This is a genomic window from Candidatus Palauibacter sp., from assembly GCF_965208055.1.
Lineage (GTDB): Bacteria > Gemmatimonadota > Gemmatimonadetes > Palauibacterales > Palauibacteraceae > Palauibacter.
The window spans coordinates 2,421,487-2,434,383 of sequence record NZ_CBDBNY010000004.1 but is presented as its reverse complement, the minus strand read 5'-3'; the positions used below and the strand labels follow the sequence as shown (position 1 = coordinate 2,434,383).

Genomic DNA, 12,897 nt, shown 5'->3' with positions numbered 1-12,897 from the left:
CTCGGCAGCTCAATCTCGGCAGCTCAGTGAGGAAGCGATGAACACCAGCGATTACATCTCTCAGGTCGATCAGTGGAGCGCCCACAACTACCATCCGCTTCCCGTCGTGCTGGAGCGCGGCGAAGGCGAGTGGGTGTGGGACGTCGAGGGCAGAAAGTACCTCGACATGCTGAGCGCCTATTCCGCCGTGAACCAGGGACACCGTCATCCCCGCATCATCGAGGCGCTGCGCGCGCAGGCGGAGAAGCTCACGCTCACGTCGCGCGCCTTCCACAACGACCGCATGGGTCCGTTCCTCCAGAAGCTGTGCGAGATGACGGGGTTCGAGCGAGCGCTGCCGATGAACACCGGCGCCGAGGGCGTGGAGACGGCGATCAAGGCGGCCCGCAAGTGGGGCTATACGCTGAAGGGCGTGGCGGAAGACCAGGCGGAAATCATCGTCTGCGAGGACAATTTCCACGGCCGGACGACGACGATCGTGGGCTTTTCCTCGGACGAGGGATCCACGTCCGGGTTCGGCCCCTTCACGCCGGGCTTCGTGCCGATTCCCTACGGGGATGCGGACGCGCTCGAGGCGGCGATCACGCCGAACACTGTCGGCTTCCTCGTCGAGCCGATCCAGGGTGAGGCGGGCGTCGTGGTGCCGCCCGATGGTTACTACGCGCGGGCGCTGGAGATCTGCCGGGCGAACAACGTCCTCATGATCAACGACGAGATCCAGACGGGTCTCGGGCGAACCGGCAAGCTGTTCTGCGCCGACTGGGAGGCGGACCGGGGCGACATCATGATCGTCGGGAAGGCGCTCGGAGGCGGTGTGTTCCCCGTTTCCGGGATCCTCGCCAACTCCGGGGTCATGGACGTCTTCCATCCGGGAGACCACGGCTCGACGTTCGGCGGAAATCCGCTGGGCGCGGCGGTGGGCGCGGCGGCGCTGGACGTGATACGGGATGAAGATCTCGCCGGGCGGTCGAACGAACTGGGCTCCTGGTTCAAGCGGGAACTGGAATCGATCGATTCTCCCCACGTGGACCATGTGCGGGGCCGCGGCCTGTTCATCGGCGTCGTGATCCGGGACGAGTCCGGATCGGCGCGTCCGTTCTGCGAGGAACTGCAGGCGCGCGGGGTCCTTGCCAAGGAGACGCACGAGCAGGTGATCCGTTTCGCGCCTCCGCTCACGATCGAAAAGGCCAGCCTCGAATGGGCGCTGGAACACATCGCCGAGGTCGTGCAGGGGGCGGCGGTCGCCGTCGCCTGAGTAACGGATTCGGGCGCTCGCCGTCCGACCGGGAGCCTCGGCTGCTCCCGGAACCCCGCCTCCGGACGGCCGGCCGCGGCGCATCGCCGCCGCGGTCCGGTCGTCCCCCAGGTCCGCCCGTCGATTCCTCCGCCGACGGTCCGCCCGATTCCCGCGCAACCAATCCCCAGTTGCCTGTGTCACCGATCCAGAAGCAGAAGAAGCGGAAGAACCGACGTGTACCCGGAGACCCCGGCACGGTGACGGAACCGCAACTCATTCAGCGGCTCAGGGACGGAGACGAGGACGCGGCGCGCGCGTTGTACGATGCGCACGTCGATCGGGTGTTCCGGATATGCTACCGGTTCGCCGGCGAGGACCATCTCGCCCAGGATTTCACGCAGGAGACGTTCGTGCGGGCGTTCACGAAGATCGACACGTTTCGCGGCGAGGCCGCGTTCGGGACGTGGCTCGGATCGATCGCGACGACGGTGTCGCTGAACGGGCTCCGCAAAGTCAAGCGCTTCCGCAGCCGCGAGACCGCGCTGCACGAGGATCTCCGCTCGACCGGCGGCCCGGACCGCCTCGAACCCGATGTCAAGGAGCGCCTGCACCGCGCGATCGACGAACTTCCCGCGGGCTATCGAACCGTCTTCCTGCTGCACGATCTCGAGGGCTACACGCACGAGGAAATCGGGGCGATGCTCGGGATCAAGTCCGGGACCTCCAAGTCGCAACTCTTCAGGGCGCGCGGCCGCCTGCGGGAGAAACTCGCGGACTTCGCGGGAGAATGGGCATGCTGAAGGATCGCACGGACGAGGCGAGCCGCTTTGCCCGGTTCCTCCGCCGGGAGGCGGCCGGCTACCACGACCCGCCGGAGCCTCCGGTCGAGGCGATGTGGGCCGGGATCGAAATGCGGCTGGGGGCGGCGCCGGCGCCCGACTCGCTCGAGACGGCGGACGTGACGTGCGACGCGGCCGGCGTCGGCGGCGCGGTGGATGACCCGTTCGATCACCCGTTCGACGCGCTCGGCTACCACGACCCGCCGCTCGCGCCGCGCGAGGCGATGTGGGAGCGCATCGAGGCCGAGTGGGTCGCGCGGCAGCCGGACGCCGCCGGGGCCCGCAAGACGACGCGCGGACCGCTTCGGCTTGTCGTGGCCCGGACGCTCGGCAGGCGGCCCGGCCGGACAGCGGCGTGGCTGACGGGAGCCGCCGCCGCTTCGGTCGCGCTGGCCGTGGCGCTCGACGGTGGCTCGCAGCTGCCGGTGGCCGCGGAACCCGAAACGGTCGCGTCGGCGGCGCCGGCGTCGGCGCCTGCGTCCGTCGCGGCGACGGACTCCGGACCCCTCGCGCCGACGGCCGCCGAGGAGGCGCTGGCGCTTTCCGTCGTCGAGGAGCCCCTGGAGACGAACCGGCAGTTCGCGGCCGCCACGCCGCCGCCGGCAGCCGATCCGGCCCCGGTCCGGACTCCGGTGCGGCCCGAAGCGGACCCGCCGGCGCGCGCCGCCGCGGACGAATACGACACGGCGCGGATATCCCGTCACCTGGACCGGACCCAGGCCCTGCTCGTCGCATTCCGCACGGATATCGGAAGCGACGAATCGCAGCGCGACCTGGCCAGGTGGGCGCGCGAATTTCTGGTCGAGACACGTTCGCTGCTCAACACACCTGTCGCCGAGGGCCAGCAGCCGCGGGCTCTGCTGCAGGATCTCGAACTCGTGCTGGTGCAGATCGCGCGCCTCGGCCCGGACGCGCCGGACTTCGAGCGCGAACTCGCCCGCGAAAGCATGGAACGGCAGGGGACGCTGATGCGGCTGCGTGCCGCGAGCGGCACGTGAATGGAACCGTACGGAGGCATACGATGGAGGCATACCATGAATGATCGTCTAAGACAACTGACATGGACCGGGCTGCTGCTGGCCGGCCTCACAACTGTGGACGCCGCGCCCACGCGCCATGCGCTGCAGGTGCTCGGGACGGAGAGCCTGGCCGCGCAGACGGTCCAGCAGGAAGAGGTGGCGCGCTTCCTCGAGGCGCGTCGCGCCATCAACGCGGAGGAGTTTGAACGCGCGGTGGCGCTCTTCCAGGGGATTCGAACCGAGTCCGCGCTGACGACCCCCCCGTTTGAGCCCGATTCCTACTACTGGGAAGCGTTCGCCCGCTATCGCCTCGGCGACCTGGGTGAGGCGCGGTTGCTGCTGGAAATACTGATGGTCGGGTTCGACGAGGCGCGGCCGGCCGATTCTCGCAGGCACAGGGAGGCCGGGCGGCTGTACCACGACGCGCGGGGCCTGGAATTCGAGATCCGAAGCCAGCTCGCGTCTCAGGGCGACGCCGGCGATGCGGAGCGGCTGCTGCGCGAGGCGGAGGAGACCCTCGACGTCGCCGCCACGACGCCCGGTTTTCGCGTGATGCCCGTGGAGGTGGCGGGCCGAACCGTCTCGCTTCCCGTGTCGACGGCCGACATCAGCGCTCTGCCGGACTCGCTGGCCGCCGACTCGCTGGCCGCCTTGTTGGGCGACGCCTTCGATCCGATACAGGACGCGGAGGACTACCTCCGGCGACTGGCGGAGTCCTCGGAGAGATTCACCGATCTCGAGCGGGCGTGGGCCTTCCCGGACCGTGCGACCGACGAGGGTGACGCCCGCGCGATGTGGGCGGACCGACGGTCGGAGCCGGTCGATTGGCAGCGGACGGAATACCGGGAGGCCCTGCGCGCCGCGACGCAGGAACAGGAAGCGTGCGACGATGTGTCCGTGCAGCTGGCGGCGCTCGAGGCCGTGATGCGCTACGAGAGGGTCAATCGGATGCAGGTGCTTCGTGACGTCCTGGCCCGCAACGACGAGTGTGCGACGCGGCTGCACGAGGGGGCGGTCGGACTCATCGCGCGAGAGGGAACCGAGGAGGCCGAGGACCTTCTGCTCGACATTATCCAGCGCCATTCGGAGAGATCCGTCCGCAGGACTGCGCTGCAGGAAATGTGGCGTTTCAACTCCTGGGATGCGTTCGATGTCCTCCAGCGGACACTTGCGGACTCGGACGACTTCGCCATGCAGAGCGACGCGATCGAGGCCCTTCGCCGGAGTCAGTTTTCGGGGAGTTCGGCCGGGCCCGCCGAGATGGGGCATTCCCTCGGCAACGCGGCCGTCAACGCCCTCGTCAACGTGGCCCTCAATCGATCCAAGTCGTACAGCGTCCGCAGCGCGGCGGTCAGAGCGCTGGCCTATCGGGATGACATGGAAGCCGGCGCCTTCATTCCGATCTACGAAAATCTCGATTCGGATGACCTCAAGGAGGATCTGCTGTGGGCGGTACAACGAAGGATGCGTGACGAAGAGGACATGGAAACCGCCGCCTGGGCGCGCTCCGTCGCCTTCGACCCGGAGGAATCCGAAGACGTGCGTGAAGAAGCCTTCACCGCGTGGGCGGGTCACCCGACCGTGACGGTGGCGTACCTTGCCGACCTCTACGGAGAGATTTCGGAGTCCTTCCTGAAGAGGCAGGCCATCTACGCCATCTACGAGCGGGCCGACTCCGACTCCGGAGCCCCGCGGGTGCTAATGGAACTCATCCGCAACGAACCGGACCAGGAGGTGCGGGAACGCGGCATCTACTGGCTCGGCCGCACGGGATCCGAAGAGGCTGTGGACTTCCTCCTCCGGGTGCTGCGTCCTCCGGTGGCCGATACGCTGCCTCCTCCGGCCACCGATACGGTCCCCCGACGACCCCGATGAGATAGAGGCCGGAGAGAGTCATGCGTCACGCGCGCCGAGGGCGTCTCCACATTCCACTCCTGGCCTTCGCCGTCTTCGCCGCCGCGTGCGGTCCGGGTGACGCTGCGGGCCCGGGTGTTTTTTGGCCCGAACTCATCAGTACGACGGCCGTGCCGCTGAGCGAAAGCGAAGAAGTCGCGCTGCTCGCGGACGAGCGCACGGCCTGCGTCATCGACTCCTACGAAGTGCGCGTCCGCTGCGTGGACGCGGAGGGCAGCGTCGTCGGAATCTTCGGGCGCGAGGGCGAGGGCCCCGGAGAGTTTGGCGAGCCCACGTATCTCACTCGCGGAGAGGCGGGAACCGTCGGCGTGGTGGATTCCGACCTGGGCCGCTTCACGGTCTTCGAGCCATCCGGCGCCCACGTGTCGGAGGTGATGCTGCCGGCGGTGTTCCAGCCCTTCCCAGCGTTCGGCGCCGCGGTGTCAGGCGTGTCGCTGGACTACATGGTGATGCTCGGCCAGATGTCCGGATCGCTGATGACCCGATACGACGTGGACCTCGCCTCCGGGGACGTCGTGGGGCAGGAAGGGTCGCCGCCCGGTCCCTGGGACATCGAGTGCGGGCAGGTCATCCACGGCCTCCCCCACCCAGCGGGGGGATGGGCGTTCGTGGCCTGCGAAGGGCACCTGATCTTCGTCGGCGGCACCGGTGACACGGGTGACGCCACCGTGGTCCGCGCGCCGATGTACGTCCCGGAACTTCCGGACGAGCGGGACGTGGCCCGGATGGAAGAGGAACTCCTGGCCTTCAACAGGTCGCGGGGTCTCCCACGTTCACCCGCCATCGACGAGGGGTTGGAGCGCTATCGCGCCACTCCGAAGAACTACCATCTGTCCACGGGCCAGCAGTTGTTCGACGGCTCCAACCGCTACTGGATCGCCACCCAGCGCGACCAGCACGAATGGTCCTGGCTGGACGTGTACGAGAATGCCGCATACCTCGGGTCGGTGCGCGTGAGGGATCGGCTCAGAGCCTTCGACCTCCTTGGGTCGACCCTGGTTGTGCTGGTCGACCGGCAGGCCGGGCCGGATGATGCCGACGGGATTCCGGACCGGGCCCTCGACTGGTACGACATCGCGGACCTGCCCTTCCGCCGGTGACCCGCCGCGTGCCGAGGCGAAGCCACGCACTGACGCTGAACCATATACCGATTCTGGCGGCGGCCCTCGCCGCCTGCGGGGGAGACCCCGGGCTCACGGACGACATCGGGGTCCAGATCCGGGACAGCGCCGGCGTGCGGATCGTCGAATATGCCGGAGAGCCGGAGGTCGAGGCCCCCTTCGTCCTCGCGGCGGAACCGCTATACCGGCACGGAGCCAACCCGCGCGACTACAAGTTCCTGTCGCCCGATGCCGGCCGGCTTTTCCCGGATGGAGGCGCGGTCGTCGCCGAGTGGTACGGCGAAGTGGTCGTCTTGAGTCCGGACGGGACGACGCACGAGGTGCTCGCGAGGGTTGGAGAGGGTCCGGGCGAAGTGATCGAGCCCTACTCGGCGTTCGTCCTGGGCCAGGACAGCGTCCTTGTGCCAGACCGTCGTCTGTCTCGCCTCACTCTCTTCGTTGGCGATTCGGTCGCGCGCATCGTGAGCACCCCTCGGGCAGCCCACATCGGTGTGGCGGGGATCGGTTCATCCGGTGAGCTGCTGCTGATGGACCGATACGCCTACCGTTCCTGGTTCGACATAGAGGAGGAGTGGCTCGCCGGGCACATGACCCTGTTCGATATCGACACCGGCGCCCTCGACACGGTCGCGTCGTACGACCACGTCGTGCGAGCGAGGCGAGGGGCGATGAACCCGATCATCCGGCCCGTTGGCGAGGTCACGGCCGCTGCAGGGCGGTTCGTCTACACGAGGTCCGACCGGCCCGAGATCACCTGGCGCCGGCCGGACGGCGCGGTAACCCAGGTCGTGCGGTGGCGGCCCGAGCCCAAGCTGCTGACCGGGGAACTCCTGGAGCGCGGCGAGGCCTACAACCGAATGATCGGCCGGATGAACTACCAAGTATCCGATTCCCGGCTCGAGGAGATCATTCAGGAAGACATGTCCAGGTATCGCGCCATGATCGGCCAGCCGATACCGCTCTTCGGGTCCCCCTTCGCCGACGCCGACGGAAACGTATGGCTGCCCTCCTACCGGCCGGCCTACCCGGAAGAGGGATCGCCGTACACCGTCATTTCCCCGGACGGAGAGTGGCTGGGACGGGTCGAGACTCCCCCCCGGTTCCGCATCCTCGACGTGACCGGAGGGCTCCTCCTCGGCGTGCTCCGAGACGACCTGGACGTAGAAAACGTCCTGGTGTACGAACTGGCAGCGAGCACTCGGCCATAGGCGAAGCTGCCGGGCATCACTTGATGATTGCATCGGCCTGCGCGCGGAAGCCGGCTACGCCCCGATCGAGTACCGCCGGAAGCGGCGAGTGTTGCTGCAGGGTCGTCGCCAAGTCGCGGTTGATCCAGGCGATGGTCTCGAGGATTTCCTCATGGCTTCGGTCGAGCTTCCGGTCCCCAGACGGGCTCATGGTGAGACACGCGGTTACGCAGGTCGCGGAGCGGATCCAAGGCGTGGAAGATCTGACTGCGCGTGCGCTTGGCTTCGGGTAGGTGCGGGAATCCCCTCGTCGCCAGTTCGGGCCAGAGGCGCGGCCCACCAGTGCGCCCCTGCTCATACGGCGCCCTGCAGAGGCTCACCCAGAAACCAAGTCCTCAGGCTGGGCGTAGGCATTCAGCCGCTCCGCTGAGAGTGCACTTCGAAGGCTTCCGATGGATAGCATAGCAATTCCGCAAGTTGCGTTATGGGTGAGATTTGACGATACTCCAAACGTAATTCCTCAGGTCGTCCTCTACTGCGGATAGCCTTCGGGTGCAGCAAGACGCTGAGGTAAGAGCCCCGAGGCCGTTATCGGCTTCGGGGCTCTTGGATTCCAGTGAGGGTGGAGCCGTCCCGAACGTCGCAGGGCCGCCCGGCCTCCGCGCAACCAAGCCGCCGCTGAACGTGTCCCCGGTTCGGTACGACTGAACCTGCCACGGGGAGAGCGTCATGGGTCACGGCTGCTGCGGTTGTCTCCTTCCACTCCTGGTCGTGTTCGTTCTGCAGGCCTGTGATTCGGCGGGGGCGCCGACGGGCACGCTGCACACGGATTCCGCAGGCGTGGCGGTCGCCACGGCTGTCGAGCCGCTGTGGGGGCCGGACGAAGGCTGGACCGTGGGCGAAGAGCCGTTGCTCGAGATCGGGACCGCCATCGGAGATCCCGACTACCTGCTCGACGATGTTAAAGGGGCAATACGCCTCAGCTCGGGCGACATCGTCCTCGCGGACGGGGGCTCCGGCGAACTCCGCCGCTACGATCGCAACGGGACCTTCGTGTGGCGTGCGGCCGGAGCGGGCGAAGGGCCCGGCGAGCACCAGTTTCTCTCCTTCCTCGGTTCGCTCGCGGGCGACTCCCTCGTTACGTACGACATCCGACTGCAGCGCGTACAGATCTTCGACGCTGAAGGCGAACTCGTCCACACGCTCCCGGTGGAGCCGCCTTGGCGCGAGTCTCGGCCGCGGTCGGCCGTGGGAGTCTCGGGCCGCCACCTGGTCATGAACTTCACGGACGGCGGTGACATGCCCGAGGGAGGCGTCGTGAGATGGCCGGGGATCAGGATCGCCACCCTCGATCTTTCGGGCGGGACGATCGAGGTGGTGTCGGATTTTCCCGGTCAAGAGGGTGTCATACGACGCTATGGCGAAAGCGTCGCGCACATCGGTTACGACTTTGGAAAGGGGCCTCGGTTCGCCGTCGCTCCCGGGACTTTCGCGGCCGTCGATACAGAGGCGTACCACATACGGTTGTTCAGCCTCGAAGACGGCAGGACCGCGCGGATCCTGCACCGCGACATCGCGCCGCCCCCCGTCACGACGGCCCACGTGGATGCCGAGATCGAGGAGTACATCGAGACGAACGTCCTGTACGGCGGCGTCTCGCGCGAACAGGCGGAGGAGATGGCGCGGAGCCGGCGCGAGGACCCCAGGGCCCCGACGCTGCCAGTCTTGCGCTCCATCCGCCTGGATGCCGGGGGGAATCTCTGGGTGGAGCCGTTCTTCGGTGCCGGGATAGACGTCGGGCCCTTCGAGGTCTTCGCCGCCGACGGCACGTGGTTGGGCAGCGTCTCGGTGCCGCCGGGGTTGGAACGAGGCTTCATCCCGGACTTCGCCCCGGGTCTGGAAATCGGCGACGATTACATCCTCGGCGTATGGCGCGACGCGCAGGACATCCAGCACGTGCGTCTCTATCCCCTGGTTAAGCCATGACCATCCGAAGACCCCGCACGATGCGGATTCCCGGGTTCCTTCCGCCGGCCCTCGTCGGCGTCCTCTGTGGCGTTTTCTTGGCAGCGTGCTCGGGCGGACCGCGCGGCGGCGGGGGCGATGGCGCAGGAGGCCTGCGAAGCACGGTGCGTGACAGCGCCGGGGTCACGATCGTCGAGAACGGGCGGCCTCCGCTCGATTCGCGGTTGGGGTGGCGGATTGGCACGGCGCCGGCCGTGACGATCGGGACGGCCGGGGGCGATCCCGCGTACGAACTCTTCGGCGTCGGCGGCGCGATGCGGCTCGCCGACGGGCGGATCGTGGTCGCCAACGCGGGGACCGGCGAGCTTCGCCTCTACGATTCGGCCGGCGTCCACCTCGAATCGTGGGGCGGCCGGGGCGATGGCCCCGGCGAGTTCGGCGCCATGGCTCCGGGCGGGGTGGAACCGTGGCCGGGCGACTCGCTGATGGCCAGGGACTCCTTCAGCAGCCGGATCTCCATCTTCTCCGCCGATGGAACGTTCGGTCGCGCCCTCAGGCTACAGGGCGGCTACCAGCGGATGGTCGGCCCGCTGCCGGACGGCGGGGCCTTCGCCGCCACGCTCAGCACGTTCGAGCGCGGGGAGCCGGGCACTTCGGAGCTCATCCGGTCGGATCTGGAGTATGGGATCCTCCAGGCGGACGGAAGCGTGCGGCACGACCTGGGTGCGTACCGCGGGTCGGAACTGTACTTCGTCAATACGGCCGGCGGGCCGCCGTTTCCCCGCCCCTATCCCTTCGATCGCCGCGCGTTCGATTTCGTGTGGGGCGATCTGGTCGTCATCACCACCAACGACCGCTATGAGATCCGCGCCTACCGGCCGGACGGGTCGCTGGCGAGGATCGTCCGCCGCGAGCACGAGGCCCGCGCGCCGACCCGGGCCGACCTGCGCGACTACGTGGCCCGGCAGAACCCCGACCGGCCCGAGGCGTTGGACGCGGTTGCCGACATGCCGCTCGTCGAGGCTTTCCCCGCCTTCGCCGGGGTGCTCGTCGACCGGTTGGGTTACCTCTGGATCGAGGAATACCGGTTGCCCGGGGAAACGCACCGGCTGTGGACCGTGTTCGATCCCGAGGGCCGCGCCCTCGGCCTGGTCGAGATGCCGGGAAGCTTCACCGTCGAGGAGATCGGTGAGGACCACATCCTCGGCACTCGGCGAGACGCCCTCGACATCGAGTACGTGGAGTCCTGGTCCCTCGACCGCTCCGGCTCATGAAGCCCGCGGTCCCGGCCGGGATCGCGCTGCTCGTGGGAGTCGCGGCGTGCGCGGATGGCGGTGCCTCCGCGCCGCCGGAAGTCCCGGTCTGGGAGGGGTCGATCGACCTCGAGGTCGGCGAGGTCGAGGGCGAGGATCCCTACCTGTTCACGACCATCGGCTCCGTGGTGGAAGACGACCGCGGGCGGGTGATCGTCGCGGACTACCAGACTCACGAGGTGCGGGTGTTCGAGCCGGACGGCCGCTTCGCCTTCAGCTTCGGCGGCCAGGGAGAGGGTCCCGGCGAGATGACGAATCCCTGCTGCATGACGTTCGGGCCCGATGGCCTCCTGTGGGTACGGGAGAGTGTCCGCTACAGCGCGTTCAGGCTCGAAGCCGAGGGCGCGGAGTATGTGCGCGGCCTCAGGAGCGTCAACGCCTCCTTCAACCTGATCGCCCCGGTGACCTTCGACGCGGAGGGCCGGCTCGTGGATCTCGGGATAGCGGCCGGCGACACCCGGTTCACACGCTTTCACCTGGGTCCCGGCACCGCCGTGGATACGGTCCCGATGGCGACGGCCGAGGAGCAGGCCACGGGCTTCAGCCCGGTCGACATCATGATTGGAGATCAGGCCGCCTCATTCTTCGTCTACCAGCCCTTCGGTCCGCTATGGATTCACGGGCACGGGACGGGAGGCTGGTGGGCCACGGCCGTCAGTTCCGCATACGCGGTCACCCTCCACCATCCCGACGGGAGCACGTCGTTGGTCCGGGCGCCGCTGCGGGGACCGGAGTTGAGCCCGGATGAGCGGCGAGGCGCGCAGGCCCGGATCGACCAGGAGAAGGAGAGGTTCGACCTGCGGGAACATCCATGGGGGATCCCCGACCGCAAGCCGGTGCTCGAAGAACTCTTCTTCGATCGAGCAGGCCGGTTGTGGGTGGAGAAGACGGGGGTCGAAGGACAGGAGACGCGTGAAGCCGATGTCTACCGCGACGGCACGCTGGTGGCGCGATACCGCTGGCCGCGCCGCATCACGCACCTCGGATCTCCCTGGGTCACCGAGACGACCCTCTACGGCACGACACGCGACTCTCTCGATGTCTGGCGAGCCGCCCGCGTCCGCTTCACCCGGATCCCATAGGAGGGACCGATGGACAGCTTCCGTGCGGCAACATCCCTGGCGGCGGCCGTCCTGTGCATCGGGTGCGACGCCTCTTCCGGCGACCGATCTCAGGACTTTTCCGTGCGCGACAGCGCTGGGGTCGAGATTGTCGAGAATCACGGGGAGATTCCCGAATTCGCGTTGCCGGCGGAGCCCCGCCTGCGGCTGGGCCGGCAGGACGGCCCGCCCGAGGAACAGTTGTTCCGCGTGGTGGACGCCCTGGAACTGGAGGACGGCTCCGTCGCCGTCGTGAGCCAGGTGGAGCCCCTCATCCGCCTCTTCGCTCCGGACGGCGATCTTCGGGATGTGTTTGGGTCTCCGGGGCAAGGACCGCGGGAATTCGGGCTGCCGCAGAACATCTGGAAGGCAGGGGCGGACTCGCTCGTCATCTACGACTGGCGGAACCGACGGCTCGCCTACTGGACGGAGGGTGGAGCGTTCCTCTCGGTAAGCCCACTGCGCCCGGTCCCGCCGGCACCGATCCCCGCCGGACGGTTCGGGGACGGGAGCGTCCTCGTCACAAGCCTCCGCATGGCCCGCTCCGACGAGTTCACCTGGTCGCCGCTCACCGGGATGCGCTACGACGCGACCGGAGCCCTCCGGGATACGGTGTTCAACGTCCCCGGCTGGAACCTCGGGCCGGTCGAAATCGGCGGCGAGACCGTCTTTGTCGACCGGCACTTCGAGGGGCTGGCCGGAGCCCGCGCCCTGCCGGACGGCATCGCGCTCACGCTGGGAGATGCGTACGAGGTCCGCGTCCTGGATCCCGCGGGACGGTTGACCCGGTTGATTCGCTGGACCGGACGCGACCGCACCGTCACGGAGGCGCACGTGGCCGCGGCCCGCGAGGCCATGAGCCGCCGGATCCCGGGCGAACAGCGGCCATCGGCCCTGCGCCGCTTCGACGCGACACCCGCCGCCGAGCGGTTCGGCACCGTGTCCGGACTTCGTCCCGGCCCGGCCGGGAGCGTGTGGGCGCGGGAGATGCCGCGCCCCGGCGATCCCGAAGGGGAACGCTGGCTCGCGTTCGACGGAGAGGGGCGTCTCCTGGGCCGCCTCGCGCTCCCTGCGAACGCCAACCTCACCCGCGTCGGCCGGCGGCACCTGATCGTGACGGAAACCGACGAACTCGACATCGAGTATGTGTCCCTCTATCCCGTCCCCCCGGAGTTGGTCACGATGTCGGAAGGCCGCTGAAC

General features: G+C 68.4%; 11 protein-coding genes. 10 read left to right on the top strand and 1 reads right to left on the bottom strand.

Annotated features, from left to right (window positions below; all coding sequences use genetic code 11):
- The first annotated feature begins 37 nt into the window (after nt 1-37).
- The 6 genes from rocD to ACOGXI_RS10810 all read left to right on the top strand — a co-directional run bounded on the left by rocD (nt 38) and on the right by ACOGXI_RS10810 (nt 7,338).
- Entirely contained in the window at nt 38-1,255 is a 1,218-nt protein-coding gene (gene rocD / locus ACOGXI_RS10835; protein ID WP_419938858.1) for an ornithine--oxo-acid transaminase, read from the top strand.
- A gap of 239 nt (nt 1,256-1,494) precedes the next feature.
- Entirely contained in the window at nt 1,495-2,037 is a 543-nt protein-coding gene (locus ACOGXI_RS10830) for an RNA polymerase sigma factor (protein ID WP_419938857.1), read from the top strand.
- Complete coding sequence (locus tag ACOGXI_RS10825; protein WP_419938856.1) at nt 2,031-3,074, top strand: hypothetical protein; 1,044 nt, start codon at nt 2,031-2,033, stop codon at nt 3,072-3,074. The genes ACOGXI_RS10830 and ACOGXI_RS10825 overlap by 7 nt, the downstream gene beginning before the upstream one ends.
- A 36-nt stretch (nt 3,075-3,110) precedes the next feature.
- The gene (locus ACOGXI_RS10820) at nt 3,111-4,970 is read left to right on the top strand and encodes a HEAT repeat domain-containing protein (protein ID WP_419938855.1); all 1,860 of its coding nucleotides are present in this window, start codon (nt 3,111-3,113) and stop codon (nt 4,968-4,970) included.
- A gap of 20 nt (nt 4,971-4,990) precedes the next feature.
- Nucleotides 4,991-6,109, top strand: coding sequence for a hypothetical protein (locus ACOGXI_RS10815; protein WP_419938854.1), 1,119 nt, complete (start codon nt 4,991-4,993; stop codon nt 6,107-6,109).
- Between the two features lie 8 nt (nt 6,110-6,117).
- Nucleotides 6,118-7,338 carry a hypothetical protein gene (locus ACOGXI_RS10810; RefSeq protein ID WP_419938853.1) on the top strand — a complete coding sequence of 407 codons (1,221 nt, stop codon included), beginning with the start codon at nt 6,118-6,120 and terminating at the stop codon, nt 7,336-7,338.
- A gap of 16 nt (nt 7,339-7,354) precedes the next feature.
- Here ACOGXI_RS10810 and ACOGXI_RS10805 read toward each other — a convergent pair whose 3' ends face one another.
- Nucleotides 7,355-7,528, bottom strand: a complete 174-nt coding sequence (locus ACOGXI_RS10805) for a hypothetical protein (protein WP_419938852.1) — start codon at nt 7,526-7,528, stop codon at nt 7,355-7,357.
- Between the two features lie 518 nt (nt 7,529-8,046).
- Between ACOGXI_RS10805 and ACOGXI_RS10800 the strand changes: the two genes are divergently transcribed.
- From ACOGXI_RS10800 to ACOGXI_RS10785, 4 genes are all read left to right on the top strand, one after another.
- Nucleotides 8,047-9,303, top strand: coding sequence for a hypothetical protein (locus ACOGXI_RS10800; RefSeq protein ID WP_419938851.1), 1,257 nt, complete (start codon nt 8,047-8,049; stop codon nt 9,301-9,303).
- A 143-nt stretch (nt 9,304-9,446) separates the two neighbouring features.
- The gene (locus ACOGXI_RS10795; RefSeq protein ID WP_419938850.1) at nt 9,447-10,556 is read left to right on the top strand and encodes a hypothetical protein; all 1,110 of its coding nucleotides are present in this window, start codon (nt 9,447-9,449) and stop codon (nt 10,554-10,556) included.
- Entirely contained in the window at nt 10,553-11,677 is a 1,125-nt protein-coding gene (locus ACOGXI_RS10790; RefSeq protein ID WP_419938849.1) for a 6-bladed beta-propeller, read from the top strand. Before ACOGXI_RS10795 ends, ACOGXI_RS10790 begins: the two co-directional genes overlap by 4 nt.
- A gap of 9 nt (nt 11,678-11,686) precedes the next feature.
- A complete protein-coding gene (locus ACOGXI_RS10785) occupies nt 11,687-12,895 on the top strand; it encodes a hypothetical protein (protein WP_419938848.1) in 1,209 nt (402 codons plus the stop codon).
- The last annotated feature ends 2 nt before the right edge of the window (nt 12,896-12,897 follow it).

Coding starts and splice junctions, on each gene's coding strand:
- ACOGXI_RS10820 (WP_419938855.1), top strand. CDS start 3,111: ATGAATGATCGTCTAAGACAACTGACATGGACCGGGCTGCTGCTGGCC.
- ACOGXI_RS10800 (WP_419938851.1), top strand. CDS start 8,047: ATGGGTCACGGCTGCTGCGGTTGTCTCCTTCCACTCCTGGTCGTGTTC.
- ACOGXI_RS10790 (WP_419938849.1), top strand. CDS start 10,553: ATGAAGCCCGCGGTCCCGGCCGGGATCGCGCTGCTCGTGGGAGTCGCG.
- rocD (WP_419938858.1), top strand. CDS start 38: ATGAACACCAGCGATTACATCTCTCAGGTCGATCAGTGGAGCGCCCAC.
- ACOGXI_RS10825 (WP_419938856.1), top strand. CDS start 2,031: ATGCTGAAGGATCGCACGGACGAGGCGAGCCGCTTTGCCCGGTTCCTC.
- ACOGXI_RS10805 (WP_419938852.1), bottom strand. CDS start 7,528: ATGAGCCCGTCTGGGGACCGGAAGCTCGACCGAAGCCATGAGGAAATC.
- ACOGXI_RS10815 (WP_419938854.1), top strand. CDS start 4,991: ATGCGTCACGCGCGCCGAGGGCGTCTCCACATTCCACTCCTGGCCTTC.
- ACOGXI_RS10785 (WP_419938848.1), top strand. CDS start 11,687: ATGGACAGCTTCCGTGCGGCAACATCCCTGGCGGCGGCCGTCCTGTGC.